The organism is Methylobacterium sp. C1 (assembly GCF_001854385.1).
GTDB classification, from domain to species: domain Bacteria; phylum Pseudomonadota; class Alphaproteobacteria; order Rhizobiales; family Beijerinckiaceae; genus Methylobacterium; species Methylobacterium radiotolerans.
In genome coordinates this window covers 862,896-889,375 of record NZ_CP017640.1, presented here as the reverse complement: position 1 = coordinate 889,375, position 26,480 = coordinate 862,896, and the positions used below count along the sequence as shown (strand labels likewise).

Genomic DNA, 26,480 nt, shown 5'->3' with positions numbered 1-26,480 from the left:
ATGCCCCACGAGATCGACCTCGCCGTCGAGGACGCGCGCTGGGAGACGGCGGTCGCCGACCTCGAGGCCCTCGTCACCCGCGCCGTCGAGGCCGGGCTCGCCGTGGCTCCCGAGAAGCCGGACGGACCCGTCGAGGTCAGCGTCCTGCTGACGGACGACGCCGCCGTCCGGGAGCTCAACCGGACCTGGCGCGGCAAGGACAAGCCGACCAACGTCCTGTCCTTCCCGGCCGCCCCGCAGCCGCGGCATGCCGGCACCGCCGCGCCCCTCGGCGACGTGGTCCTTGCGTACGAGACCCTGGTGCGCGAGAGTGCGGAGCAGTCGAAGCCGCTCCAGAATCACCTCGCCCACCTCCTCGTCCATGGCACCCTGCATTGTCTCGGTCAGGACCACGAGATCGGCGAGACCGAGGCCGATGCCATGGAAGCCCTCGAGGTCGCGGCACTCGCGACCCTCGGCATCCCGGATCCCTATGCCTGAGCGCGCGACGTCCGAGCGACCCCAGACCCGAGAGACATGAGCAACGATCGAAGTCGCGGCGCGGCCCTGGCCGCGCCCAGTTCCACCGAGGGCGAATCCCAGCACCGGGAGCCCTGGTACGACCGCCTGCTCCAGGCGCTCCACCTCAAGCCGCGCGATTCGCTGCGCGAGGGTCTTGAGGAGGCGCTGGCGGAGCCGGATGCCGGCGAGAGCGGCCTCACCCCGCTCGAGCGTGTCATGCTCAAGAACGTCCTCGGCCTGCACAAGGTGCGCGTCGACGACGTGATGGTCCCCCGGGCCGACATCGTCGCCGTCTCGAACGACACGAGCCTCGGCGACCTGCTCAAGCTGTTCCGCACGGCCGGCCATTCCCGGCTGCCGGTCTACGGCGAGACCCTCGACGATCCCCGCGGCATGGTCCACATCCGCGACCTCGTCGACCACATCGCCGCCAAGGCCGAGCCGGCCCGGCGCAGCGCGCCCGCCGTCGCGAAGCCGGTCGAGGTCGCGGTCGACGGCGCGGCGGACACGCCGGCCGCCCCGCGCCCGCGCCGGCCCGCGGCGCGCCTGCCGCGCGGGCTGGACCTCGGCAAGGTCGACCTGACGACGACGCTCGCGGCGGCCCGTATCCAGCGGCCGGTCCTGTTCGTGCCGCCTTCCATGCCGGCGATCGACCTGCTGGTGCGGATGCAGGCCACCCGCACCCACATGGCGCTGGTCATCGACGAGTACGGCGGCACAGACGGGCTGATCTCCATCGAGGATCTGATCGAGGTCGTGGTCGGCGACATCGAGGACGAGCACGACGTCGCCGAGGACAAGCACGTCCAGCGGGTCGAGGGCGAGGGCGAGGTCTTCGTGGCCGACGCGCGCACGCCGCTGGCCGAGGTCTCCGAGGTGACGGGCGTCGACCTCGTCGCGGCCGTCGGCGAGATGGCCGAGGAGATCGACACGCTGGGCGGCATGATCGTGACCCTGGCGGGCCGCGTTCCCTCGCGCGGCGAGCTGATCGCCGGCCCGGGCGACCTCGAGTTCGAGGTGCTCGACGCCGATCCGCGGCGCCTGAAGCGCCTCCGGTTCCACAAGGGCGCGGCGCGGATCGGCAACGTCGTGCCGCTCGCCCTGCCCCCGCCCGCGAACGCCCCGGTCGCCGAGACGCCGCACCCGTGACGGTCGCGGCGTGACGAGCTTGGCGGACGGTTTCGCCCGGTCGCCCGCGGCGGCCGGCGCGCCGATGCGCGGGCCGGTTCCGGGTCCGATGTCCGATCCGGAGCGGGCGCGCGTGCCCGGCGCGGTGCTGGCGATCGCGCGCCTGACCGGCTGGCGCCGCCTCGGTGTGGCGTGGCTCGCGGGCGCCCTCGGGGCGCTGGCCATGCCGCCCTACGGTCTCCTGCCGGCCCTCGCGGTCTCCCTGACGGTCGCGGTCTGGCTGCAGGACGGTGCCGCCGCCGACCGGACCACCCTCCGGCGGTTCTGGCCCTGCTTCCTGATCGGCTGGGCCTGGGGCTTCGGCTACCTCACGGCCGGGCTCTGGTGGCTGGGCCAGGCCTTCCTGGTGGAGGCCGACGAGTTTCTCTGGGCTCTGCCGCTCGGCGTGATCGGACTGCCCTTCGTCCTCGGCCTGTTCTACGGCGCCGGTTTCGGCGCCGCGGGCCTGCTGTGGGGCCGCGGCGCGGCGCGGATCGCCGCCCTCGCCTTCGGGCTCGGCGCGGCGGACTGGCTGCGCGGCCACCTGTTCACGGGGTTTCCCTGGAACACCCTCGGGATGGCTCTGGCCCAGAACCTCTGGCTGATGCAGTGGGCGGCCGCGATCGGGCTCTACGGCCTGGGCATCCTGGCCGCCCTGATCTGCGCGGCGCCCGCGACGATCGCCACCGGGGCGAACCCGCGCACCCGGTTCGGGCCGAGCGCGGCCGCCGCGATCGCGCTCGTCGGCATGGCGCTCTACGGCGCCGAGCGGCTCGGGCCGCCCGACCCGGTGGTGGCCGGTGTCCGGCTGCGGCTCGTTCAGCCCAATTTGCCCCAGGACGCCAAGTTCAGGCCCGAGAACCGGGCCGACATCGTCGACCGCTACATCGAGCTGAGCCAGCGCCCGACGGAGGCCGGCGCGCCGAAGCCGACCCACATCGTCTGGCCGGAATCCGCCTTCCCGTTCCTGATCCAGCGCGATCCCGACGCCCTGGCCAAGGTGGCGGCGGGCCTGAAGCCCGGGCAGCAGCTGATCACGGGGGCGGCCCGCGCCGAGGAGCCGCTGCCGGGCGAGCGCCTGCGCTTCTACAACGCCGTCATGGTGATCGGTCCGGACGGCCGGATCTCCGACAGCTACGACAAGGTCCACCTCGTCCCGTTCGGGGAGTACCTGCCGGGTCCCCTGGACGCTGCCCTGCGGGCCGTGGGCCTGCGCCAGTTCGTGGCGGTACCCGGCGGGTTCTCGGCCGGGTCGCTCGCCGGCCAGCGGATCCTGACGGTGCCGGGCCTGCCGCCGGTGGCGGCGACGATCTGCTACGAGGCGATCTTCCCGGGCGCGATCCTGCCGGCCGGCCACGCCGCCCCGGCGCCGCGGCCGCCGGGGCTGATCCTGAACGTCACCAACGACGCGTGGTTCGGCGACACGCCGGGACCGCGCCAGCACCTGGCCCAGGCGCGCCTGCGCGCCGTCGAGGAGGGGCTGCCGCTCGTGCGCGACGCCAATACCGGGATCTCCGCGGTGATCGACCCGCATGGCCGCGTCGTCGCCCGCACCGCGCTCGACGCGGAGACTTGGCTGGACGCGGACCTGCCCGCCCGCATCGTCGGCGGCACGCTCTACGGCCAGTTCGGCGACGCCGCCTTCGCGCTGATGCTGGCCGCCTGCCTGGGCGGGGCCGTGATCGCGCGGCGGCGGCCGTGAGTTCGGACAGGGCGACCGCGAACCGGTTCCTGCTCGGCCTCGCGCTGATGCTGGTCGCGTTCAACCTGCGCCCGGCGCTCAGCACGGTCGGCCCCCTGCTGGCGACGATCCGGGACGGCACGGGCCTCGGTGCCGGCGGCGCCGCCATCCTCACGACGCTGCCGGTCCTGTGCCTCGGCATCGCCTGCGCGCTCGCCGCCCCGCTGATCCGCCGGATCGGGCCCGACCTCGCGGTGCTCGCCGGCTCGACGATCCTCGTCGCCGGCCTGACGCTCCGCGGTCTCGGCGGCCTCGTGCCGCTCTTCGCCGGGACGGCGCTGGCGGCGATCGGGATCGGGCTCGACAACGTCCTGCTGCCGGCGCTGGTGAAGCGCGATTTCGCCGGCAACGGCGGCCTGATGACCGGCCTCTACACGATGACCCTGTGCCTCGGCGCGGCCGCGGGCGCCGGCGCGTCGGTGCCGGTGGAGCACGCCCTCGGCGGCGGCTGGCCCTCCGCCCTGGCGGTCTGGTCGCTGCCCGCGCTGGTCGCGGCCTTCGTGTGGATCCCGTTCGCCCGCCGGACCGCCTCGACGGCCGCGCCCTCGGCCGGGCGGCTGCTCCGCAACCCGCTGGCATGGTGGGTGACGGGCTTCATGGGCCTGCAATCCTCGCTCGCCTACATCCTGTTCGGCTGGCTGCCGCTGCTGCTGCAGGGCCGCGGCCTGACGCCGCTCAACGCCGGGTTGTACGCCTCGCTGGCGACGCTGGTGCAGGCGCCGGGCGCGCTGCTGGTCGCCATGCTGGCGGCCCGAGCCCGCGACCAGCGCGCCTGGATCGTCGTGATTCCCGGCCTGACCGCCGCGGCCTTCGTCGTCCTCGCCTTCGGGGCGGACTCCCTCCGGATCCCCGCCGCCTGCGCGCTGGGCTTCGGGATCGGCGGCTGCTTCGGGCTCGGCCTGACCTTGATCGTGCTGCGCGCGGCGGACGCGGCCAGCGCCGCCGGCCTCTCGGCCATGGCGCAGGGCATCGGCTACACCTGCGCCGCGCTGGGGCCGCTGGTCTTCGGTCTGGCCCACGAGGCGACCGGCGGCTGGGCCGTCCCCGGGGCCCTGTTCGTCGGCATCACCGTGGCGGCGATCCTGATCGGCCTCGCCGCCGGGCGCGACCGGAAGGTCAGCGCGGCCGAGCCCGAGCCGCGGGATGCGGCCGCTCAGCCGCTGCTCAGCCGCTGACGGTGCTCCAGCCGGCGAAGCCGGCCAGCGGTTCCTGATCGTAGCGCGCCATCAGGTCGGTCATCGCGGCCGGATCGGCGAGGCGTCCCTCCGCGGCCAGCCGTGCCAGACCCTCGAAGAAGCCCTCGCGACCGAGAGCCGGCGCGAAGCTCAGCGTGAAGCGCACCGGCCGGTCGCCGGGGTTGGCGAAGGCGTGCGCGATGCCGGGCGGGATCAGCGCGAAGTCGCCCGGGCCGAGCTCGTGGTCCGCACCGTCGACGCGGAGCGCGAGCCGGCCCGCCTCGACCGAGAACGTCTCGGTCAGCCGGGCGTGGCGGTGCAGCCCGGCACCCGGTGTCCGGGGATCCATCGCGACCCGGTAGATGCCGAGGCCGTCGGCCGTCTCGTCGCTGCGCGCCAGGTAGGTGACCCGCATGCCGCCGATGACGGCGTTCGGGCCGGGCCCGCGGTGCACGACACTCGCCATCTTCGCCCCGTCCGTTCCCCAAACGAGAACCCCGCGCGGCCGGGTGACCGCGCGGGGCTGCATCGGTGAGCGCGCGCCCGAGGCTTACTCGGCGGCGACCCGGTGGGCCTGCGAGCCGTCCGTGTAGGTCTCGGACTGCAGGCGCTTGCCCGGGGCGGCGCGGCCCGGCAGCGGCGGCAGGGCCTTGGCCTTCTCCAGATCGATCCCGGCGCCCTCGGCGACGCGGCGGCCGTAATCCTCGTCGGCGTGCCAGAAGTGCCAGACCATCCGCAGCTGGATCGGCTCCGGGCACTGCTTCATGTCGGCCACGAGGTTGGCGATCAGGTCGTCGCGCTCCCAATCCGCGAAGGAGCGGTAGCGCACGCCGGCCTGGGTGTAGTCGTCCTCGGTGCGCGAGGTCTGGTAGCGGCCGAGATTGCCCTGGACCGGCTGGTGGTAGTCCTTCGCGGGCTTCGGCGCCTCGCGCAGGCCCTCGGCCAGCGTCGACGGCTCGTAGTTGATGTGCTTGTTCGGGCCGGTGCCGTCGACCGTGTAGGCCATCTGACCGTCGCGCTGGTTCGAGTAGACCTTCACGCCGGGCTGCGGCGCGTTGATCGGCAGCTGCAGGTAGTTGGCGCCGACGCGGTAGCGCTGCGTGTCCGAGTAGGACAGCGTCCGGCCCTGGAGCATCTTGTCGTCCGAGAAGTCGATGCCGTCGACCAGCACGCCGGTCCCGAAGGCCGACTGCTCGACCTCGGCGAAGAAGTTGTCCGGCACCCGGTCGAGGACCATCCGGCCGCAGGGCAGCAGCGGGAACTGGTCGACCGGCCACAGCTTCGTGTCGTCCAGCGGGTCGAACGACAGGTGGTCGTTCGGGCCGTCCGGCATGATCTGCACGGCGAACTCCCACTCGGGGAAATTGCCGGCCTTGATGTTGTCGTACAGGTCGCGGGTCGCGTGGCCGACATCCTTGGCCTGGATCTCGGAGGCCTGCTGCGAGGTCAGGTTCCGGACGCCCTGCTTGGGGATCCAGTGGAACTTGCAGAGCACCGCCTCGCCCTGGTCGTTGACCAGCTTGTAGGTGTTGACGCCGGAGCCTTCCATCTCGCGGTAATTGGCCGGGATGCCCCAGGGCGACTTCAGGTGCGTCACCATGTGGATCGACTCGGGGTGCTGGGCCACGAAGTCGAAGAAGCGCCACGCCTCCTGGCGGTTCGTGACCGGATCCGGCTTGAACGCGTGGATCATGTCGGGGAACTTGATCGCGTCGCGGATGAAGAAGACCTTGAGGTTGTTGCCCACGAGGTCCCAGTTGCCGTCGACGGTCTTGAACTTGACCGCGAAGCCGCGCGGGTCGCGCTCCGTCTCCGGGCTCTCCTTGGCGCCGGCCACGGTGGAGAAGCGCACGAACATCGGCGTCTTGACGCCGGTCTCGTTCAGCACGCGGGCGCGGGTGTACTTGGAGGCCGGCTCGTCGCCGATCTTGCCGTAGGCCTCGAACCAGCCGTGGGCGCCGGCGCCGCGGGCGTGGACGACGCGCTCGGGGATCCGCTCGCGGTCGAAATGCGTGATCTTCTCGATGAACTGGTAGTTCTCGAGCGTGGCCGGGCCCCGCTCACCGACCGTGCGGGTGCTCTGGTTGTCGCGGACCGGGTGGCCCTGGCGGGTGGTCAGGATCGGGCGTTGATCGCTCATGCGTACCGTCTCTCCGTTCTGCGAAGGCTCTCGGTGGACAGCGGGGTCAGCCTGGAACCGTTCTGGTGAAGGGTTATGACCGCGGCATGACCCCGAGGCAAATGCATCGTCACAAAGGTTCTGATAGACGCAGCCTATGAACCTGGCCGGTCTCTCGCTCCGCGATCTCGAATACGTCGTCGCCGTCGCCGACGAGGGGCATTTCGGCCGGGCCGCCGAGCGCTGCAACGTCAGCCAGCCGACGCTGAGCGTGCAGGTTCGTAAGCTGGAAACCGCGCTCGGCCTGACTTTGTTCGAGCGGTCGAACCGGCGGATCCTGCTGACCGAAGCGGGGCAGGCCATCGTCCGGCAGGCGCGGGTCGTCCTGGCGGAGGCGCAGCGTCTGCTGGCGCTGGCCAGCGAGGGCCGCGGCTCGCCGCTCACCGGGCGTCTCGTGCTGGCGGCGATCCAGACGCTCGGTCCCTACTTCTTCCCGCTGGTGCTGCGGCCCCTGCGCGAGCAGTACCCCTTGCTGATGCTCTCGCTGTCGGAATCCCGGACGGCCGACATCGTCGAGGGCCTGCGCGACGGCCGCATCGACGCGGCCCTGGTCTCGCTGCCGCTGCCGTCCCACGGGCTCGCGGTCTCGCCGCTGTTCGTCGAGCCGTTCTGGCTCGCTTGCCCGGCCGAGCACGCCCTCGCCCGGGGCGGCGCGCTCTCCGCGACCGAGATCGCCGGCCCGGATCTGCTGCTGCTCGACGAGGGCAACTGCCTGCGCGACCAGACGATCGCGGCCTGCGGCGCCGGCTCCTCGGTCGGCCGCCACGCCACCAGCCTGGAGACGCTCCGCTCGATGGTGGCGGCCGGCGCCGGCTACACGCTGCTCCCGGCCCTGGCGGTGCCGTCGAATCCCGATCCCAGCGGCCTGACGGTCACCCGCGCCTTCGACCTCGACGGTCCCGGGCGGACCATCGCGCTGGTCTGGCGCGCGAGCGACCCGCGGGCCGCCGGGCTCGCGAGCCTGGCCGCCTTCTTCCGCGCGCACGCGCCGGCGGGCACGGCCGCCTGCCGCGACGGCGAGACCGTCGCCTGAGCCGCCGCAAACGCCCGCATTATACAGTTGTGAATAGGAAGGCGGGCCGCGACGGGTCTATCAGGACCGAGACGGCAGGGAGCGGCTCGATGCGGCGCACGATGGTCTGGGTCGCACTGGCGCTGCTGGTGCCCGCGGGGGCCCGCGCCGAGCCGAAGGACAGCTTCGCCCGGATCGACCAGATCAACCGCGCCTCTCTGGTCATGACGGTGGAGACCGGCATCGTGCCGCGGGCGCTGGGCGCGACCATCGCCCGCGCCCTCGACCGGGTCGCCGCCGACGCCGCGAAGCCGGGTGCGGAGCGGCCGGACGACTACCTGCGGATCGAGCCGCTGATCACCGCCATCGCGGGCGCCGACGCGACCCGGATGCATTCCGGGCGCAGCCGCCAGGACATCATCCCGACGGTGCTGAAGCTCGAGCAGCGCGACCGCCTCCTGAACCTCGCCAAGGCGCTCGACGAGACCCGGGCGGCCCTGCTGACCGTGGCCGAGCGCGAGGCCGACACGATCGTCCCGGCCTACACCAACGGCGTCCAGGCCCAGCCGACGACGCTCGGCCACATCTATCTGGGCTACGCGGCCGTCCTCGCCCGCGACGCGGACCGTCTCCGGGAGACCTGGGCGCGGCTGAACCTGTCGCCCCTGGGCGCGGCCGCCCTGGGAACGTCGAGCTTCCCGGTGAACCGCGAGCGGCTGGCGGCGCTGCTCGGCTTCGACGCGCCGGTGGAGAACAGCTACGATTCCGGCCAGCTCGCGCCGATGGATATGGGGATCGAGCTGACCGGGCTCGCGGCGAACCTCGCCACCACGGCCGGCAGCTTCGCGCAGGACCTCTACGCGCAGTACCACCAGACCCGGCCCTGGATCCTGCTGCGGGAGGGCGCGCTGACCGGGCCCAGCAGCATCATGCCGCAGAAGCGCAACCCCGTCGCGCTCTACAGCCTGCGCATGAAGGCCAGCGACGTCGTGGGGGCCGCGCAGGCCTTCGTCATCATGGCGCACAACGTCGATTCCGGCATGCCGGACTACAAGCGCAACCAGGCCGAGCCGCCCGGGCGGACCCTGGCCGAGGCCGCCGAGATGTGCCGGCGCTGGACCCGCGTCCTCGACGGGCTGGTCGTCGACCGGGCGCGCGCCGCCGACGAGGTCGCGGCGGACTATTCCACCACCACCGAGCTCGCCGACACGCTCCAGCGCGAGGCCGACGTTCCGTTCCGGCTCGGCCACCACTTCGCGTCCGAGCTGGTGAGCTACGGCCGCAGCCACGACCTGCGCCCGGCCGACCTGCCCTTCCCGGAGGTGCGGCGCATCTACGCCGAGGCCGCGGCGGGGTCGGGGCTGACGCCGGACCTGCCCCTCGACGAGGCCCGCTTCCGGGCGGCTCTCTCGGCCCGCGGCATGATCGACGCCGCGAAGGGCCTCGGCGGTCCGCAGCCCGCGGAGGTCCGGCGGATGCTGGGCGCCGCGCAGGCGCGGCTGCGGACCGACCGCGACTGGCTCGACGCCCGCCGCACGGGCCTGGCCGACGCCCGGGCGCGGCTCGACGCCGCCTTCGCGGCCCTGACGCGCGAGCCCTGAGCCCGGCGCGGGGGCGCCGTGCCGAAACTCTGCCGTGACAGGGCCAATATTGCGGTATAGCGCGCGCCTGACGCCTGCCGGCTGAAGCGGGCCTCTCCCGATCGGTCGCCTTGCCCCCTCTCCGCACTCTCGGCCTCTGGGCCGCCCTCGCCGCCGCGTCGGCGGCCGTGTCGTACGGCCTGATGCAGGCGCAGTTCCCGGCCGCGCTGCTGCTCGGGCCGATGATCGCGGCCATCGCCTTCGGTGTCGGCGGGTCGCGCCTGCGCGTCCCGCGGGCCGCGTTCCAGGCCTCCCAGGCGGCGATCGGTTGCCTCGTCGCGCACGCCGTCACCGGGCAGATCGCCCAGACCCTGCTGGAGGACGGGCCGCTCATCGTCGCCGTCGTGCTGGTCACCGTCGCGGTCAGCGGCCTCGTCGGCTGGATCCTGACCCGCCTGCGCGTGCTTCCCGGCACCACGGCGGCCTGGGGATCTTCCCCCGGCGGCGCCTCCGCCATGGTGGCGATGGCCGAGGATTTCGGCGCCGATCCGCGCCTCGTCGCCTTCATGCAGTACGTGCGCGTCGCCGCCGTGGTGTTCTCGGCCTCGCTGGCGGCCCGCTTCCTGATGGAGACGCCGGTCGCGGGCGCGTCGGCCGGCGTCGGCGAGGTCACCGGCCCGCTCTCGCTGCTCGCGACGCTCGCGGTCGCCGTCGTGGGCGCGGGCGCGGCGCTCGCCCTGCGGGTTCCCGCGGGCGCGCAGGTCGGGCCGATGGTGCTCGGCAGCCTGCTCCACGCCACCGGGCTCGTGCGCATGGCGCTGCCGGTGCCGCTCCTCGAGCTCGCCTACGCCTGCATCGGCATCTACGTGGGCCTGCGCTTCACCCGGGAAACCCTGCGCCTGACCGTCACCGCCCTGCCGGGCATCCTGGCGGCGACCTCCTCGGTCATCGCCCTCTGCGCGGCCTGGGGCTGGGGGCTGACCCTGCTGCTGCCCATCGACCTGCTGACCGCGATCCTCGCCACGAGCCCGGGCGGGCTCGACTCGGTGGCGATCATCGCGGTCGGCTCGAAGGCGGACGTCTCCTTCGTGCTCGCCGTCCAGACCCTGCGCCTGTTCGTGGTGCTGCTCACCGGCCCGCTGCTCGCCAAGTGGATCAGCCGGTCCGTGCCGGAGGCCGCCATCCGATGAACGCCCTGGTCCTCGCCTTCCTCAACTCCTGGCGCGGCCTGCGCCACGGCGCGCGCACCGAGCGGGCCGTGCGCCAGGAACTCGTGCTCCTGGCCCTGGGCATCCCGGTCGCCCTGTTCCTCGGCGCGACGCTCTGGGTGCGCGTCGCCCTGATGGTCAGCCTCCTGCTGATGCTGGCCGCGGAGTTCCTGAACACCGCCGTCGAGAAGCTCTGCGACCACGTCCATCCGGGGCATCACCCGATGATCGGCACCGTGAAGGACCTCGCCTCCGCCGGCACCTTCATGGCGCAGATGGCGGCGCTGCTCGTCTGGGTGGCGGCGCTGGTGGAACGCCTCGGCTGACCTGCCGCGCGCGGGCCGCGCTCGCATCCGCGGGCCGGAGGGTCTATCTGGCCGGCATCGCCCCGCGCATCGGCCGAGACTCCACACCGTGACGGACTACATCCGCAAGATCCTCACCGCCCGCGTCTACGACGTGGCGATCGAGAGCCCCCTCGATCCGATGCCGCGCCTGACGCAGCGGCTCGGCCGGCCGGTCCTGCTCAAGCGCGAGGATCTCCAGCCGGTCTTCTCGTTCAAGCTGCGCGGCGCCTACAACAAGATGTCGGGCCTGCAGCCCGACCAGATCGCCCGCGGCGTGGTCTGCGCCTCCGCGGGCAACCACGCGCAGGGCGTCGCGCTCGCCGCCGCCAAGCTCGGTGCGCGGGCCGTGATCGTGATGCCGCGCACCACCCCCTCCATCAAGGTCGATGCCTGCCGGGCCCGCGGGGCCGAGGTCGTGCTGCACGGCGACGCCTTCGACGAGGCGCTGGCGCAGGCCAAGATCCTCGAGGCCGAGCAGGGCCTGACCTTCCTACATCCCTTCGACGATCCGGACGTGATCGCCGGCCAGGGCACCATCGGCAAGGAGATCCTGGAGCAGCATACCGGCCCGATCGAGGCGATCTTCGTGCCGGTGGGCGGCGGCGGGCTCGCCGCCGGGATCGCCACCTTCGTGAAGTACCTGCGGCCCGGCACCAAGGTGATCGGCGTCGAGCCCGAGGACGCCGCCTGCATGGCCGCCGCGCTCGCGGCCGACACCCGGGTCAGCCTGCCCAGCGTCGGCCTGTTCGCCGACGGCGTCGCGGTGCGGCAGGCCGGCGAGGAGACCTTCCGGCTCTGCCGCGAGCACCTCGACGAGGTCATCACCGTGGACACCGACGCCATGTGCGCCGCGGTGAAGGACATCTTCGACGACACCCGCGCGGTCTCCGAGCCGTCCGGGGCGCTGAGCCTCGCCGGTGCCAAGCTCTACGCCGAGCGCGAGGGCGGCGACGGCACGCTGATCGCGATCTCGTCGGGGGCGAACCTGAACTTCGACCGCCTGCGCCACATCGCCGAGCGCGCCGAGATCGGCGAACAGCGCGAGGTCCTGATCGGCGTGACGATCCCGGAACGTCCGGGCGCCTATCGCGCCTTCATCCAGGCGCTCGGTCCGCGCGCCGTCACCGAGTTCAACTACCGCCACGCCCCGGGCTCCGAGGCGCAGATCTTCGTGGGCATCAACGTCGGCGGCGGCAAGCGCGAGAAGCAGGAGCTGATCGGCTCGCTGCGGGAGGCCGGCTACCGCGTCCTCGACATGAGCGACAACGAGATGGCGAAGGTCCACGTCCGCTACATGGTCGGCGGCCGGGCCGTCGGCGTGGCGCACGAGCGCCTGTTCCGCTTCCAGTTCCCGGAGCGGCCGGGCGCGCTGATGAAGTTCCTGGAAGCGCTGGGCCCGGACTTCGACATCACGCTGTTCCACTACCGCAACCACGGCGCCGATTACGGCCGGGTGCTCGCCGGGATCGCGGTGCCGCCGGCCGAGCGCGCCCGGTTCGACGCCGTCATCGAGGCGCTCGGCTACCCGGCCACCGACGAGACCGAGAACCCGGCGTACCGCCTGTTCCTCGACGGCGAGGGCGCCGGGGCGCGCTGAGCACCGCGTCGGACGCGGTCAGCTCTCCGCCACGTCGACGGAGGTGACGTCCGGCATCGCCCGCAGCTTCGCCGCGATCGTCTCGAAGCTCGTCCGCGACAGGCGCACGAAGGTGATGGTGACCTCGTCGTGGTCGGGGTCGGGGCCCGGACGGACCGTGAAGGTCCGGACGCGCGAGGCGCGCTCGCCCGTCGCCGCCTGCAGGGTGTCGATCGACATGGTGCCCCGACGGGCGGTCAGCCGCAGCGTCTGGGCGCGCATCCGGTCGCGCCAGCGCTCCTCGAAGGGCTTCACGCCGGCCAGGATGCCGACGATGAGCGCGGTCGCGGCCAGCGCCGGAACGTAGAGGCCGCTGCCGATCGCCAGCCCGATCGCCGCCACGCCCCACAGGCTCGCCGCCGTGGTGAGGCCCTTCACGACCTCGCCCCGCAGCAGGATCGTCCCCGCGCCGAGGAAGCCGATGCCGGAGACCACCTGCGCGGCGATGCGGGACGGGTCGAGCACGACGTGCTCGGCGCCCAGCACGTCGGCGAAGCCGAAGGCCGAGACCAGCATGATCAGGCAGGAACCGACGCAGACCAGCATGTGGGTCCGCAGGCCGGCCGCCCAGAGCAGCCGCTCCCGCTCCAGGCCGATCACGCTGCCGAACAGGGCCGCCATCGCCAGCCGGGCCACCATCTCGCCGTTGCCGATCAGAGCCGCCTCCGTGCCTCCGCCCCGTGCGGATGGCGCGGATCCTTGCGGCTTAACCGCGGGCGGATCAAGCGATCCCGAGGGCCGCCTTCTCGACCTCGTAGGCGGCCCGCACGGCGGCGGCACCGTAGGCGCGCTCCAGTCGCCGCACGGTGAAATGCGCCCGCGCGGTCAACTGGAAGTGATTCATGAAGGCGGTGTTGACCGCCGCCCCGCCGAAGGCGCCGAGGATCGGCACCGCCTGCGCGGCGACCTTCTGGGAGACCACCAGACCGAAGCGCGCCGCGATCTGGGCGGTGAAGCGGATCAGCGCCGGCGCCGACTGGTCGAGGAGCGTCTTGCTCCCGGCGTAGCGGGCGGCCTCCGACAGCGTCTTGGCCAGGGCGGCGCGGACCGCGAAGTAGCCGCTCTCGGTGAGCGCCGAGCCCGCCTCGGTCTCGGCCATGGCCCGGCCGCCGAGGGCGAAGACCTGCACGCAGGCGAGCGCGCCCTCGGGCGTCTCCAGATTCTCCCCCTCCTCCCGGGCGATCTCGGCGATCGAGCGCAGCATCAGCGTGGTCGAGACCGGAAGCTCGACCGCCAGCGTGGCGAGGCCGAACGCGCCGCCGACCGCGCCCGAGAGCGCCGCCATCGCCTTGTGCTTGGCGTCGCCCGAGCCGAGCAGCCGCGCGAGACGGCCCTCGGCCTTCGCGGCGACGGCGCCGAACCCCTCGCCCTCGGCCGGGACGAGCTCCTTGCGCGGCAGCGTCGCCAGGGCGACCCGCAGCGCCCCCCGCATGGCCACCTCGGTGCTGCGGCTGACCGCCTCGGTGACCGGGGCCGGCAGCGATCGGCCGATGATGTCGAGGGGCGCGCCGGCCGCCGCGGAGAGCCGCGCCGCGAGGCTCGGTCGCTCCAGCACCTGCACGGCACGGCGCAGGGCGGCGAGATCCGCGTCGCTCAGCACCGTCTCTGGCGTCTCCGCCGGCAGCGTCTCGCCGGCGAGGGTGAGGTCGCTCGTGCTCATCCGTCGATCCCTGGATCTGTCCCGCTCACGCGGCCCCCGGGGCGCGCGCCGTGGTAGGAAGCTCGGGCCCCGGGATGCGGTTCCCCGGCTCCTGGGCGTCCCGCGCCGGCGCCGCGGCCTCCGTCCGCCCGCTCCGCCGCCCGACCGCGAGGCAGAGCGCCAGGACGGGGATTCCCACCAGGGAGGTCATGACGAAGAAGGCCGGATAGCCGATCGCCGCGACCACGAAGCCCGACGAGCCGGCGATCAGCTTGCCCGGCAGCGCGTAGAGCGAGGAGAACAGCGCGTACTGCGTCGCCGCGTAGGCCGGGCTGGTGAGGCTCGACATGTAGGCGATCAGCACGATCCCCGCGAAGGAGCCGCAGAAATTCTCGATGGAGATGGCTACCGTCAGGCGCCAGATCTCGGGCGCGCCGGCCGCCAGCCACGCGAAGGCGAGGTGCGAGGCGGCGGCCAGGAAGGCGCCCAGCAGCAGCGTCGGGAACAGGCCGAGCCGTGCCAGCGCCCAGCCGCCCGCGAAGCCGCCCGCGATGCCGACCCAGATGCCGTAGAGCTTGGTGACGGTGGCGATCTCCTTCAGGTCGAAGCCCAGCGTCCGGTAGAGCGGGCTCGCCATCACGCCGGACAGGAAGTCGGGCAGCCGGAACAGGGCCACGAGCAGGAGGATGCCCCAGAGCGCGCCGCCGAACCGGCCGTGCAGCTCGGTCAGCGGCTCCAGGATGGCGCGGCGCATCGACCAGAACCGGGACCGGCCGGGCGTCTCGGCTCGCGCCGCGCGCGGCGCGTCGAAGGCCGGGGCCAGCAGGGCGGCGATCATCCCGACCAGCATGAGCGCGGCCATGATCAGGTAGGCCAGCGTCCAGCCCCCCGCCGAGGCGATGAACAGCGCCCCCGCGCCGGCGGTGATCAGGCCGATGCGGTAGCCGAGGTTCGAGGTCGCCGCCAGGATGCCCTGGAAGTCGCTGCCGGCGGCGTCGATGCGCCAGCCGTCGATCACGACGTCCTGGCTGGCCGCGCAGAACGCCACCAGGAAGGCCCCGAGGCCCAGGAGCGCGAGGTTCGTCTTCGGATCCGAGAAGGCCATCAGGATCAGGCACAGGGCGACCGCGGCCTGCGTCGTCACCATCCAGGCGCGGCGGCGCCCGAGGCGGGCGCTCAGCACCGGCACGTTCAGGCGGTCGATGGCGGGCGCCCAGAGGAACTTCAGCGAGTAGGGCAGCGCCACGTAGCTGAACAGGCCGATCGCCCGCACGTCGATGTCCGAGAAGGCGAGGCGGAGCGTGAAGGTCCCCAGCACCAGGAGCAGCGGCAGGCCGGACGAGAATCCGAGGGCCAGCATGAGCACGATCCGCCGGTCCTCGACGATGTCGCGGAGCCGGAAGCGACGCGTCGCCTGTGGCTGGTTCGCCATGGCATGGAACTCCTGAGCGTTCGTGGCCTTGATCCCGCGAAATCGTGGCAGCCTTACGCCGCACCTGTTCTCGCTGGATCGTGCTGTCTTGCGCCCCAATCTTGGTAGAAGCTTGCTTAACGCGGTGTCCACGTCCCGCGGTCGGAGCGCGATGGTGGCGCCGCCGGACGAACGGGATCACCGCCTGACTGTGGAATGATGCGTTGAGTGCCCGATCCGAGACCGGTCCGCCCCTCGCGACGCTCGTCGACGCGTTCGCGTCGAGCCCGTCGCCGATGGTCATCACCGATGCCCGCGCCCCCGACAACCCGATCGCCTGGGCCAACGACGCGTTCCTGACCGCCACCGGCTACGCCGCCGACGAGATCGTCGGGCGCAACTGCCGCATGCTGCAGGGCCCGGCCACCGACCGGTCGACGGTGCAGCGCATCCGCTCGGCCGTCGAGGCCGCCGAGCCGATCTCCGTGGAGCTGCTGAACTACCGCAAGGACGGGTCGTCGTTCTGGAACGCGATGACCATCACCCCGGTGCGCGACGCGGAGGGGCTCGCCTATTTCTACGCCGCCCAGGCCGACATGACCCACGTCCACCAGATGGAAGTGGCGATGCGCGGCACCAACGACGAGCTGGAGCGCCTCGTCGCGGCCCGGACCCAGGACCTGACAGCGGCCCTGGAGCAGAAGACCGCCCTGCTGCACGAGGTCGATCACCGGGTGAAGAACAATCTTCAGGTGATCTCCTCGCTGATGCTCCTGAAGGCGCGGCGTACGCCCGAGGGCGAGGCGCGGGACGCGCTCCAGGGCATGGCGGAGCGGATCGGCGCCCTCTCGACGGCGCACCGGATGCTCTACTCCGAGGGCGACTGCACGCACTTCAACCTCGGCGACTTCGCGGCCGAGTTCCTGGCCGACATGAATGCCGGCCTCGACCCGGAGCGGCGCCGGGTGGAGGCCGATGTCGAACCGATCGCGGTGGCCGCCGCGATGGCGGCCCCCCTCGCGCTGATGATCCACGAACTGACGGCCAACGCCCTGCGCCACGCCTTCCCGGACGAGCGGGAGGGACGCGTGTCGATCGTCGCCCGCCGCACCGATGGCGGGATGCACATGACGATCCGCGACAACGGCGTCGGCGTCGCCGCGGCGGCGCCGAACCCGGCGGGTTTCGGTCGCAATCTCGTGGAGATGGTGGTCCGGCAGATGCGCGGGACGATCGCCTGGGCGGATGCCGGTCCGGGCACGACCGTCGAGATCGACATCCCGCTCAAGCAGCTGGCTTGAGAAATCGACGTGGAGGCATCAAGCTCGTCGGCCGCGGGGCCGGAGGACGAGGAGCGCATGGGGACCGGGAACGCCGCCGCGGACGCCGCGCTCCGCATCCTCGTCGTGGAAGACGAGGCCCTGATCGCCCTCGAGCTGGAATCCCTGCTGGACGATCTCGGGCACGTCACGGTCGGCGTCGCCGGCAACGCGACGGAGGCCATCGCGCTCGGCCGGTCCACGGCGCCCGACGTCGCCCTCGTGGATATCCACCTCGTCGACGGCCCGACCGGGATCGACGTGGCTCGGGCGCTGTCGGCCGACCGGCGCACCACGGTGGTGTTCATGACCGCCAACGCCAAGCGCATCCCGGCCGATTTCGCCGGCGCGATCGGGGTGATCGCCAAGCCCTATTCCGAGCGCGTCGTGGCCAGCACCCTCGACTACGTGGCCGATCGTCGGGCCGGCCGCGACGGGCCGGCCTGCCCGGACGGGTTCTCGCCCGCGCCGGCCTGAGGTTCTTCGGGCCGAGCCGCCGCGGCGCGGCCGCCGGGTCTCAGCCCCGCGCCGCGCGCTCGCGCTTCAGGCGGTAGAGCGCGTCGAGCGCCTCGCGCGGCGTCAGCGCGTCCGGATCGATCGCGTCGAGCAGCGCGCCCAGCGGATCCTCCGGCGGAGGTTCCGGTGGCGGCGGAGGAGCGAGCGCGGCGAACAGCGGCAGGTCGTCGATCCGGGCGCGGGCCGGGCGGCCCCGCTCGGCTTTCTCGAGGCTCTTGAGGATCGCCCCGGCCCGGGTCACGACGCTGCCCGGGAGTCCGGCGAGCCGGGCCACCTGCAGCCCGTAGCTGCGCTCGGCGACCCCCGGCACGACCTCGTGCAGGAACACGACGCCGTCCCGGTGCTCGGCCACCTTCAGCGTCGCGTTCTCGAGGCGCGCCAGCCGGTCGCCGAGGGCCGTCAGCTCGTGGAAATGCGTGGCGAACAGCGCCCGGCAGGCGTTCACCTCGTGGAGATGCTCGAGGCAGGCCCAGGCGATCGACAGGCCGTCGAAGGTCGCGGTGCCGCGGCCGATCTCGTCCAGGATCACCAGGGAGCGCCGCGTCGCCTGATTGAGGATCGCCGCCGTCTCGACCATCTCGACCATGAAGGTCGACTGCCCCCGGGCGAGGTCGTCGGCGGCGCCGACGCGGGAGAACAGCCGGTCGACCCGGCCGATCCGCGCCTCCGCGGCCGGCACGAAGGCGCCCATCTGGGCGAGCACCGCGATCAGCGCGTTCTGGCGCAGGAAGGTCGATTTGCCGCCCATGTTCGGGCCGGTGATCAGGCGGATCCGGCCGCGCGTGTCGCCGGACAGGTCGCAATCGTTGGCGATGAACGGCTCGCCGGCCCGGCGCAGGGCCGCCTCGACCACCGGGTGGCGGCCGCCGACCACGACGAAGCTGAGCGATTCGTCGACCACGGGGCGCCGCCAGTCGAGCTCGACGGCGAGTTCCGCGTGGCTCGCCGCCACGTCGAGCCCGGCCAGCGCCTCGGCCACCTCGGCGATGGGCTCGGCCCGGGCCAGCACGCGGGCCGCGAGGTCGTCGAAGACGGCGGCCTCCAGGGCCAGCGCGCGGTCGGAGGCGCCCGAGATCTTCGACTCCAGCTCGCCCAGCTCGACGCTGGTGAAGCGCATGGCGTCCACCATGGTCTGGCGGTGGACGAACTCGCTCTGCAGGCCCTTCAGGCAGGCCTCGCCGACGGATTGCGGGACCTCGATGAAGTAGCCCAGCAGGTTGTTGTGCTTGATCCGCAGGGTCCGGCAGCCGGTCTGCTCGGCGTAGCGCGCCTGCAGGGCCGCGATCACCTTGCGGGAATCCTGGCCGAGGGTCCGCGCCTCGTCGATCTCCGGGTGGTAGCCCGCGCGCACGAAGCCGCCGTCGCGCCGGCTCAGGGGCAGCTCGTCGGCGAGCGCCGCCGCCAGCGTCGCGATGAGCTCCGGGTCGGCCTCGGCCAGGTGCTCGGCCAGCCGGGCGAGATCCACCGGGAGACCGGGGATGGCGGCGAGGCGGGCGCCGAGATCCGCCGCCACCGCGAGGCCGTCCCGGATGGCCGCGAGGTCGCGCGGGCCCGCACGGCCGAGCCCGGTCCGCGAGAGCGCCCGGGCGAGGTCGGGGGCCCGCGCCAGGGCGTCGCGCAGGCCGCCGCGCAGGCGCGCGTCCTCCACCAGGTACGCCACCGCCGCGTGCCGCCGGGCGATGGCGTCGAGGTGGGTGAGCGGGCCCGCGAGGTGCTCGGCGAGCAGCCGCGCTCCGTTCGCCGTCACGGTCCGGTCGATCGTGGCGAGGAGGCTCCCGGCGCGCTCCCCCGACAGGGTGCGGGTGAGTTCGAGGTTGGCCCGCGTCGCCGCGTCGATCGCCAGAGTCGCGCCGCCATCCTCGCGGGTCGGGACGGCCAGGGGCGGACGGGCCGCGAGCTGCGTCCGGGCGATGTAGAGGAGCGCCGCCCCGGCCGCCGCGATCTCGGCTCGGGTGAACTGGCCGAACCCCTCCAGGGTCGAGACGCCGTACTGCTCGCGCAGGCGCCGTTCGGCGGCGGCGGGCTCAAGCTCGGCCTGTGCCAGGGGCACGACGGCGGCGCGGCTCTCCTGCCAGAGCCGCGCGAGGGCCGGATCGGCGTGGATCGCCTCCGACAGGACGATCTCCCGCGGGTCGTGCCGGGCGATGGCGCCGGACAGGTCGCCGCCCGCGACCTCGCTCAGGGAGAAGCGGCCGGTGGAGATGTCCACCGCGGCGAGGCCGTAGGCGACTGCCCCCTCCCCGGTCTTCCGGCGGCCGATCGCCAGGAGGAGGTTGGCGCGGGCCGGGTCGAGGAGCCGGTCCTCCGTGATCGTGCCGGGGGTGACGAGCCGCACGACCTCGCGGCGGACCACGGATTTGGGCCCGCGCTTCTTGGCCTCGGCCGGATCCTCGGTCTGCTCGCACACCGCCACCCGGTGGCCGAGGGCGATGAGACGGTTGAGGTAGTCGTCGGACCGTTCGACCGGCACGCCGCACATCGGGATCTCGCTGCCCGCGTGCTTGCCGCGCTTCGTCAGGACGATGCCGAGCGCCCGGGACGCGGTCTCCGCATCCTCGAAGAACAGCTCGTAGAAGTCGCCCATCCGGTAGAACAGGAGGCAGTCCGGATTGGCGGCCTTGATCTCGATGTACTGCGCCATCATCGGCGTCGCGCCGGCCGGGTCCAGGCCGGGCGGGGGCGTCGTGTCGGCGGTGGGGCGGACGGCAGTTCGGGCCATGCCGCGTCTTAGCAGAGCGCCGCGGGCGAATCAGGCCGCGCGAACCGACGCGGCTGGGGAGAAGGCGCCCGGACGGCGCATCGCCGGTGGATGGCGCCCGGATCCGGCGCAGCCTGTGCGGGATCCGGACGCGGGTCGGATGTCAGTAGCGCGGGCCGCCCGTGGTGTTGCCGAGCTGCTGCTGGTAGCCCGGGCGCGACGGATTGCGGGCGTTCGGGTTGCCGTGCCGCATCGTGTTCATGCGCCGCATCCGGCGCTCGTGCCGGGTCGAGTGATGGCGGTGCATCCGGTGATGATGCATGCGGTGGTGGCGATGCATCGCCACGGTCTCGACCATGTCGGATCCGGCGAAGCCGGGCTGCGCGATCGCGGGCGCGGCCTGCGACGCGACGGTTCCGGCCAGGAGGCCGCCGAAGACCACACCCGCGGTCAGGAAAGAACGAAAAGACATCGTGGAGTAGCTCCGATCAGCCCTCGTGGGCCACCACTAAGTGGCAAGTGCTCGTCATGTTCCGGATTCGGAGGCGAAAAATGTTGCGGGGCTCCCGGAAGGCGCACGGATTACCGCTGCGGCCGGCGCGTGCTCGAACGCGCCGGCGCCGAGACTTCCGAGAACCGTCCGTGCACTGAATAGCGTTCTGCAACTTGCCCGCGTGAACCGGCCGGCGTTCCTGCGCGGGGCCCCGGCGGCTAACGGAGGAACGCGGCGAGATCGGCGTTGACCGCTTCGGGTTCCTCGTGGGCGAGCCAGTGGCTGGCCCGCTCGTACCAGCGGAGTTGGCCGGCGTCACAGTACGCGAGGCTCGCCTCCGCCAGGCCGGGTTGCAGCGCGGTGTCCCGCCGCCCCCAGAGGATCAGCACCGGCACCCGCACCCGCGGCGGCCGCGCCCGGGGCAGCTGCACCAGGGCCCGGTACCAGTTCAGCATGCCGGTCATCGCGCCGGGTTGGAGCCACGCCGCGACGTAGTGGTCGAGATCGGCCTCCGCGAAGGCGCCCGGACGGCTGGAGCTCGTCAGCGCGCGCCGCAGGGCACGGCAGCGATCCGCCGTGAGCAGCCGCTCGGGCAGGCGCGGCAGCTGGAAGAGGCCCACGTAGGTGCTGCGCAGCCACTGGCCCGGATGGTGCCGCATGTAGGCGCCGACGACGGCCGGATGCGGCGCGTTGAGGATCGCCAGCCGGTCGATCCGCTCGGGGTGCCGGCTCGCCACCCACCAGGCGACGAGGCCGCCCCAGTCGTGGCCGACCAGCCGCACCGCGGGCGCGCCGCAGGCGTCGGCCAGCGCCAGGACGTCGCCGGCCAGCCGGTCCAGGTGGTAGGCGGCGATCCCCGCAGGCTTGTCGCTGAGGCCGTAGCCCCGCTGGTCCGGCGCGATGATCCGCAGACCCGTCTCGGCGAGGGGCCCGATCTGGTGGCGCCACCCGTACCAGGATTCCGGGAAGCCGTGCAGCAGGATGGTCGGCGGACCCGTCTCGGGGCCCGCCTCGGCCACGTGCAGGGCGACCTCAGGCAGGGCGATCCGGCGAAACTTCACTCCCGCGACGGTCATCCTCGCGCGCTCCGTCATGCCCGGCATCCCTCGCGGCGGGGAACGCGCGCGGCTGCCGGTCCGATCCGCTCAGAAGCCGAGCGCGGCGCCGTCGCCGGCTTCCGGGGAGAGCTGGTCGCGCAGGCGCTCCGGCGCGGTCCGCGTCCAGAGGCACAGCAGCACGAAGGCGGCGCCGTGCAGCAGGGATTGCGGCGCGGAATGGTCGGTCGCGGTGCGCCGATCTTGCGCGGAACCGGGCACGGTGCCGGTCAGGGGCGTGGCGAGCTGGGTCATGGGTCCGGTCTCCGAACGACGCGTTGCAGCGGAGATCGTCGCCGGACGCCCTGGGTTACAGGGCCACGGGCGCCGCGCGTGCGCCTGCGCACGCGGACATCTCACCGCACCGGGTCGAGCCAGCGCGCGAGGGTGCCGGTCGCGATGCCCGCGCGGGTTTCCCGGTAGCCCAGCTCCGCCGATTCCCGGAAGCGCGACCACGCCCGCAGGTCGATGCCGGAGAGCTGCGGCTTGAGCACCGCGGTCGCGTGGGCGGCCGCCATCAGGCTCTGCGAGTCGCTCGACACGGTGGCGGCGCGCAGCAGCAGCGGTGCCAGTCCCGGCATCGCCAGCGGCGAGCCGATCAGCTTGCGCATGAGCCGGCCGCTCCAGCCGCGCCGCGGCATGTCCTGGAACGCCCGGTCGGTCCCGACATCGACGGCCAGGACCGGCCCGCGCTCCAGCCCGGCGGCGACGTCGGCCGGAAGGTTGTTCATCATGCCGCCGTCGACCAGGACGCCCTCGTCGCAGAGCACGGGCGGCAGGAGGCCGGGGATCGCGATGCTGGCGCGCAGGGCCTTCGGCAGGTCGCCCGAGCGGTGAACCATGGTGTTGCCGGTCGTCAGGTTCGACGAGACGCAGAAGAACGGCAGCCAGAGGTCCTCGATGCGCACGCCGCCGTAGCGCGCCGCGAGGCCGGCATCGACCTTGGCGCCGCGGGTCAGCGCGTGCAGCGGCAGCGTGTAGTCGTTGATCGGGTTGCTGGTGGCGAAGAACGCCTCGATCTGCGCCTGGATCTCCGCGACGCTCCAGCCCATGGCGAGGCTCGCCGCGATGATCGCGCCCATGCTGGTCCCGCCGACGAAGTCCGGCGCGCAGGAGACCTCGTCGAGGGCCTTGAGCACCCCGAGATGGGCGAGCCCCCGCGCGCCGCCGCCGCCGAGGACGAGGCCCCGCGCCGACCCGCTGGCGAGCCGCGCGAGGCGATGCAGATCCGCGCGGTCGCCGTCCCGGACCTGGATGCGCATCGCCGCCGGCAGCGCGGCGACTTCCGGATGGAGGGCCTTCGGGCGCCGGGCCCCGGGATCCTGGCGCACGACGAGATCCATGCGGATCCAGTCGGAGCGCACCCGGTCGAGATAGGCCGCCGCGCCCGGACGCGGCGGCGCGCCGGGCTCGGCCAGGAGCAGGACGTGGTCGCCCCGCCGCTGGCTCTGCCGGCACCAGGGGCAATCGATGTCGTGCGCCGCGAAGATCGTGCGCGCGTGGTCGCCCTCGAAGGCCTGGAACCACGCCTCGTCGGCGCCCTCCGGCCAGTCGGTCAGGCAGCCGGTCTCCCCGGGCAGCAGGACGTCGAAGGCGGCGGCGAGCTGCCGCGCCACCCGCGCCGGATCCGGCCCCTCGGTCACCGCCAGGATCGTGAAGATCCGCGGCGCGTGGTGGACGGAGTAGCCGTCGTAGATCGCCCGCAGGCGGTCGGCGAGCATCCGGGCGAAGTAGAGGAGCGTGTGCGGGTGCTCGGCGATCACCGCCTCGAACGCGTCCCTGGTGAGCTGCAGGAGGTGCGAATCGCGCAGTGCCATCACGGTGGCCGCCCGCGGGGCGTCCGACAGCAGGGCCATCTCCCCGAACGTCTCGGGCGGCCGCAGGCGCGCGATCCGAGTCGGCCGCCCGGCATGGTCGCGGGCCGAGACGCCGACCGCCCCGGAGACCAGCGTGTACAGGGCGTCCCCGGTATCGCCCTGCTCGAACAGAGTGCGGCCGCCCGGCACCGCCACCGGCACCATCCGGGCCCGCACGGCCGCGACCGCCGGCGCGTCGAGCCCGGCCAGGAACGGGATCTCGGGTGCGCTCACGCCGGAACCGCCGCGTCGATCGTCCCGCGCAGGCCTGCCGACGAACCCAGCCCCATCGTTCCGTTCCCATCCCCGCGTCTTTCAGACCATCATAGCGCATGGCGCGCGCCGGTACGCCCCGTGACCGCGGCCCGCATCTGAAACGCCGACGCCTTCGCGCGGCGGCGGCCATCCGCTACAGGCGGTGCAACACCGGAACCGGAGGAACGCATGTCGGGGCTTGAGCGGATCGCGATCGTGACCGGGGCCGGGACGGGTGTCGGCAAGGCCGCCGCCCTGGCGCTCGCCGGGGCCGGATGGCGCGTCGTCCTCTCCGGGCGGCGTCAGGCCCCCCTCGACGAGGTCAGCGCGCAGATCGGCCACGGGGCCCTGGCGGTCCCCACCGACGTGACCGATCCCGACTCGATCGCCGCCCTGTTCGCGCGCACCAAGGCGGAGTTCGGCCGTCTCGACCTGCTGTTCAACAATGCCGGGATCGGCGCTCCGGCGGTCCCCCTCGAGGACCTGCCCCTCGAGACTTGGCGGCAGGTGGTCGACACCAACCTCACGGCGCTGTTCCTGTGCACGCAGCACGCCTTCCGGATCATGCGCGACCAGGATCCCCGGGGCGGCCGGATCATCAACAACGGCTCGATCTCGGCCCACGCGCCCCGCCCGAACTCCATCGCCTACACGGCGACCAAGCACGCCGTCACCGGGCTGACCAAAGCGACCTCCCTCGACGGGCGGGCCTACGACATCGCCTGCGGCCAGATCGATATCGGTAACGCCGACACGCCCATGGGCGGCAAGATGAAGGCCGGCGTCCCGCAGGCGGACGGGTCCCTGCGGGCCGAAGCGGTGATGGATCCGGACCATGTCGGTCAGGCCGTGCTCTCCATGGCGAGCCTGCCGCTGGAGGCCAACGTGCAGTTCATGACCATCATGGCCACCAAGATGCCGTTCGTCGGCCGCGGCTGACACGACGCGGTTCTCGGGTCCGCGCAGCGACGCGCGCCGACTCCGCCCGACGAGACAAGGCTCGACACAGCCCACCCCCGATCCGATCGCGCCGAGCGGCCGCGGCCGCCGCACCGATCGAGCGGCCGCGCGACCCCGACCGGCTGCCTGCCCCCGGGGCCGTGCGCCCCGCCGCGCCCGAACGGAGCGCGCCAGCAGGCGATCGAACCGCGCCCGAGCCCGCTTCGCACCCACCCCTGCCCGAGCCCGCGCGGCGTGCCGGCACCCTGTCCGGGCCGATTGACGGCCCGTTTCATAACTCATACAAATTTGGAGGCCGGCGAGTCCGGGGTCGCGGTCGGTCTCCCGAAGGGGACGTCGGCGGCGCCGGACTCTCGCTGCGCCTTGCCGATCCGGCGACGTCATCCGGGCCGGCTGGCGCGACGTCGGACGGGCCGACATCAGCTGAGGACTGTCCATAGATCCGGGCAGTCAGAGAGCAATTCGCAGTAACAAGAGCAACGCGTCGATAAAAACAAAAGCACGGACTCGCTTCAGCTCAGAACGAAGTCCAGCTGTGAACATGAGGGGGGCTTATGAACGCCAGGCAGACCTTTCTCACATACTTCCTGGGCCTGTCGCTCCTGGGAGCGTCGGCCGTGACATCGGTGCAGGCGGCCGGTGGGGATCCGATCGGGGTCGCCATGCCGACCAAGTCGTCGCAGCGCTGGATCGACGACGGCAACAACATCGTCAGGCTTCTGAAGGCCAAGGGCTACAAGCCGGACCTGCAATACGCCGACGACGACATCCCGACGCAGCTCGCCCAGATCGAGAACATGCTCACCACGGGCGCGAAGATCCTGGTGATCGCTTCCATCGACGGCACGACCCTCAGCGATGTGCTGTCGAAGGCGGGCGAGCGCGGCGTCCGGGTGATCGCCTACGACCGGCTCATCAGAGGGACGCCGCACGTTGATTACTACGCCACCTTCGACAACTACAAGGTCGGCGTTCAGCAGGCGACATCCATCGTCGACGCCCTCGGCCTGAAGGACGGGAAGGGCCCCTTCAACATCGAGCTGTTCGGCGGTTCGCCCGACGACAATAACGCATACTTTTTCTACGACGGCGCCCTGTCGGTGCTGAAGCCCTACATCGACGCGAGGAGGCTCGTGGTGCGCTCGGGCCAGTTCGGCATGGACAAGGTGTCCACCCTGCGCTGGGACGCGGCGACCGCTCAGGCGCGGATGGATAACCTGCTCTCGGCCTATTACGGCACCGCCCATCTCGACGCCGTGCTCTCGCCCTACGACGGCATCTCCACGGCGATCCTCTCGTCGGTGAAGAGCGTCGGCTACGGTTCGGGCGACGTGAAGCTGCCGGTGATCAGCGGCCAGGACGCCGAGCTGCAATCGGTCAAGTCGATCATCGCCGGAGAGCAGACGGCGACCATCTTCAAGGACACCCGGGATCTGGCCAAGGTGGCGGTGGCGATGATCGACGCCATCGAGGCCGGCCGACAGCCCGAAGTCAACGATGTGAAGACCTACAGCAACGGCAAGAAGGTCGTCCCCTCCTACCTGCTCACGCCGGTGATCGTCACCCAGGCCAACTGGAAGCAGGCCCTGGTCGATACCGGGTACTACACGCTCGACCAGCTCAAGTGATCGCAGCCGGGATGGAGCCCGGCGGCTCCGCCCGATCCCATCCCCGCGCCGCGATGGCCGGCGCG

At 72.7% G+C, this 26,480-nt stretch carries 23 protein-coding genes; 13 read left to right on the top strand and 10 right to left on the bottom strand.

From position 1 onward, the window contains the following. The 4 genes from ybeY (at position 1) to BKE41_RS04090 (ending at position 4,584) form a co-directional block, all read left to right on the top strand. Complete coding sequence (ybeY, locus tag BKE41_RS04105; RefSeq protein WP_029361556.1) at positions 1-480, top strand: rRNA maturation RNase YbeY; 480 nt, start codon at positions 1-3, stop codon at positions 478-480. Positions 481-516: 36 nt separating this feature from the next. Then, positions 517-1,650, top strand: coding sequence for a hemolysin family protein (locus BKE41_RS04100; protein WP_070998567.1), 1,134 nt, complete (start codon positions 517-519; stop codon positions 1,648-1,650). Positions 1,651-1,738: 88 nt separating this feature from the next. Then, positions 1,739-3,370: an apolipoprotein N-acyltransferase gene (gene lnt, locus BKE41_RS04095; protein WP_245295898.1), complete on the top strand. Its 1,632-nt coding sequence runs from the start codon at positions 1,739-1,741 to the stop codon at positions 3,368-3,370. Continuing rightward, positions 3,367-4,584 carry an MFS transporter gene (locus BKE41_RS04090; protein ID WP_012317641.1) on the top strand — a complete coding sequence of 406 codons (1,218 nt, stop codon included), beginning with the start codon at positions 3,367-3,369 and terminating at the stop codon, positions 4,582-4,584. The genes lnt and BKE41_RS04090 overlap by 4 nt, the downstream gene beginning before the upstream one ends. Here BKE41_RS04090 and BKE41_RS04085 read toward each other — a convergent pair. Together BKE41_RS04085 and BKE41_RS04080 are read right to left on the bottom strand one after the other, a co-directional pair. Beyond that, positions 4,574-5,050, bottom strand: a complete 477-nt coding sequence (locus BKE41_RS04085) for a cupin domain-containing protein (RefSeq protein ID WP_012317640.1) — start codon at positions 5,048-5,050, stop codon at positions 4,574-4,576. The genes BKE41_RS04090 and BKE41_RS04085 overlap by 11 nt on opposite strands. A gap of 84 nt (positions 5,051-5,134) precedes the next feature. Then, positions 5,135-6,724 (bottom strand): catalase, encoded by a 1,590-nt coding sequence (locus tag BKE41_RS04080; RefSeq protein ID WP_024831040.1) that lies wholly within the window; start codon positions 6,722-6,724, stop codon positions 5,135-5,137. Positions 6,725-6,860: 136 nt separating this feature from the next. Between BKE41_RS04080 and BKE41_RS04075 the strand changes: the two genes are divergently transcribed. The 5 genes from BKE41_RS04075 to ilvA all read left to right on the top strand — a co-directional run bounded on the left by BKE41_RS04075 (position 6,861) and on the right by ilvA (position 12,507). Then, positions 6,861-7,796, top strand: coding sequence for a LysR substrate-binding domain-containing protein (locus BKE41_RS04075; protein WP_012317638.1), 936 nt, complete (start codon positions 6,861-6,863; stop codon positions 7,794-7,796). An 89-nt stretch (positions 7,797-7,885) separates the two neighbouring features. Beyond that, positions 7,886-9,376, top strand: coding sequence for an argininosuccinate lyase (locus BKE41_RS04070; protein WP_024831041.1), 1,491 nt, complete (start codon positions 7,886-7,888; stop codon positions 9,374-9,376). Between the two features lie 110 nt (positions 9,377-9,486). Next, positions 9,487-10,545, top strand: coding sequence for an AbrB family transcriptional regulator (locus tag BKE41_RS04065; protein WP_012317636.1), 1,059 nt, complete (start codon positions 9,487-9,489; stop codon positions 10,543-10,545). Then, complete coding sequence (locus tag BKE41_RS04060) at positions 10,542-10,889, top strand: diacylglycerol kinase (protein WP_012317635.1); 348 nt, start codon at positions 10,542-10,544, stop codon at positions 10,887-10,889. Before BKE41_RS04065 ends, BKE41_RS04060 begins: the two co-directional genes overlap by 4 nt. Before the next feature lie 88 nt (positions 10,890-10,977). Then, positions 10,978-12,507, top strand: a complete 1,530-nt coding sequence (gene ilvA / locus BKE41_RS04055; protein WP_012317634.1) for a threonine ammonia-lyase, biosynthetic — start codon at positions 10,978-10,980, stop codon at positions 12,505-12,507. A gap of 18 nt (positions 12,508-12,525) precedes the next feature. Here ilvA and BKE41_RS04050 read toward each other — a convergent pair whose 3' ends face one another. The 3 genes from BKE41_RS04050 to BKE41_RS04040 all read right to left on the bottom strand — a co-directional run bounded on the left by BKE41_RS04050 (position 12,526) and on the right by BKE41_RS04040 (position 15,617). Next, complete coding sequence (locus tag BKE41_RS04050) at positions 12,526-13,185, bottom strand: MgtC/SapB family protein (RefSeq protein WP_012317633.1); 660 nt, start codon at positions 13,183-13,185, stop codon at positions 12,526-12,528. An 82-nt stretch (positions 13,186-13,267) separates the two neighbouring features. After that, positions 13,268-14,206, bottom strand: coding sequence for an EcsC family protein (locus BKE41_RS04045; RefSeq protein WP_070998566.1), 939 nt, complete (start codon positions 14,204-14,206; stop codon positions 13,268-13,270). 25 nt (positions 14,207-14,231) lie between these two features. Next, positions 14,232-15,617, bottom strand: coding sequence for an AmpG family muropeptide MFS transporter (locus BKE41_RS04040; protein ID WP_070998565.1), 1,386 nt, complete (start codon positions 15,615-15,617; stop codon positions 14,232-14,234). Between the two features lie 275 nt (positions 15,618-15,892). Here BKE41_RS04040 and BKE41_RS04035 point away from each other — a divergent pair, with 275 nt between their 5' ends. Beyond that, a complete protein-coding gene (locus BKE41_RS04035) occupies positions 15,893-16,897 on the top strand; it encodes a histidine kinase dimerization/phosphoacceptor domain -containing protein (RefSeq protein ID WP_012317630.1) in 1,005 nt (334 codons plus the stop codon). Positions 16,898-16,954: 57 nt separating this feature from the next. Further along, positions 16,955-17,392: a response regulator gene (locus BKE41_RS04030; protein ID WP_029359876.1), complete on the top strand. Its 438-nt coding sequence runs from the start codon at positions 16,955-16,957 to the stop codon at positions 17,390-17,392. Between the two features lie 40 nt (positions 17,393-17,432). Here the strand turns inward: BKE41_RS04030 and mutS are convergent, their stop codons facing one another. From mutS to BKE41_RS04005, 5 genes are all read right to left on the bottom strand, one after another. Further along, positions 17,433-20,150, bottom strand: a complete 2,718-nt coding sequence (gene mutS, locus BKE41_RS04025; protein ID WP_058607327.1) for a DNA mismatch repair protein MutS — start codon at positions 20,148-20,150, stop codon at positions 17,433-17,435. Between the two features lie 142 nt (positions 20,151-20,292). Beyond that, positions 20,293-20,601, bottom strand: coding sequence for a hypothetical protein (locus BKE41_RS04020; protein WP_026604979.1), 309 nt, complete (start codon positions 20,599-20,601; stop codon positions 20,293-20,295). Between the two features lie 239 nt (positions 20,602-20,840). Next, positions 20,841-21,698: an alpha/beta fold hydrolase gene (locus BKE41_RS04015; protein ID WP_071000629.1), complete on the bottom strand. Its 858-nt coding sequence runs from the start codon at positions 21,696-21,698 to the stop codon at positions 20,841-20,843. Between the two features lie 69 nt (positions 21,699-21,767). Further along, positions 21,768-21,971: a hypothetical protein gene (locus tag BKE41_RS04010; protein ID WP_029359879.1), complete on the bottom strand. Its 204-nt coding sequence runs from the start codon at positions 21,969-21,971 to the stop codon at positions 21,768-21,770. A gap of 101 nt (positions 21,972-22,072) precedes the next feature. Further along, positions 22,073-23,806 carry a patatin-like phospholipase family protein gene (locus BKE41_RS04005; RefSeq protein WP_012317624.1) on the bottom strand — a complete coding sequence of 578 codons (1,734 nt, stop codon included), beginning with the start codon at positions 23,804-23,806 and terminating at the stop codon, positions 22,073-22,075. Positions 23,807-24,016: 210 nt separating this feature from the next. Here BKE41_RS04005 and BKE41_RS04000 point away from each other — a divergent pair, with 210 nt between their 5' ends. Then, positions 24,017-24,766 (top strand): SDR family oxidoreductase, encoded by a 750-nt coding sequence (locus BKE41_RS04000; RefSeq protein ID WP_012317623.1) that lies wholly within the window; start codon positions 24,017-24,019, stop codon positions 24,764-24,766. A 575-nt stretch (positions 24,767-25,341) separates the two neighbouring features. Further along, positions 25,342-26,415 (top strand): multiple monosaccharide ABC transporter substrate-binding protein, encoded by a 1,074-nt coding sequence (gene chvE, locus BKE41_RS03995; RefSeq protein ID WP_107088282.1) that lies wholly within the window; start codon positions 25,342-25,344, stop codon positions 26,413-26,415. Positions 26,416-26,480 lie beyond the last annotated feature (65 nt).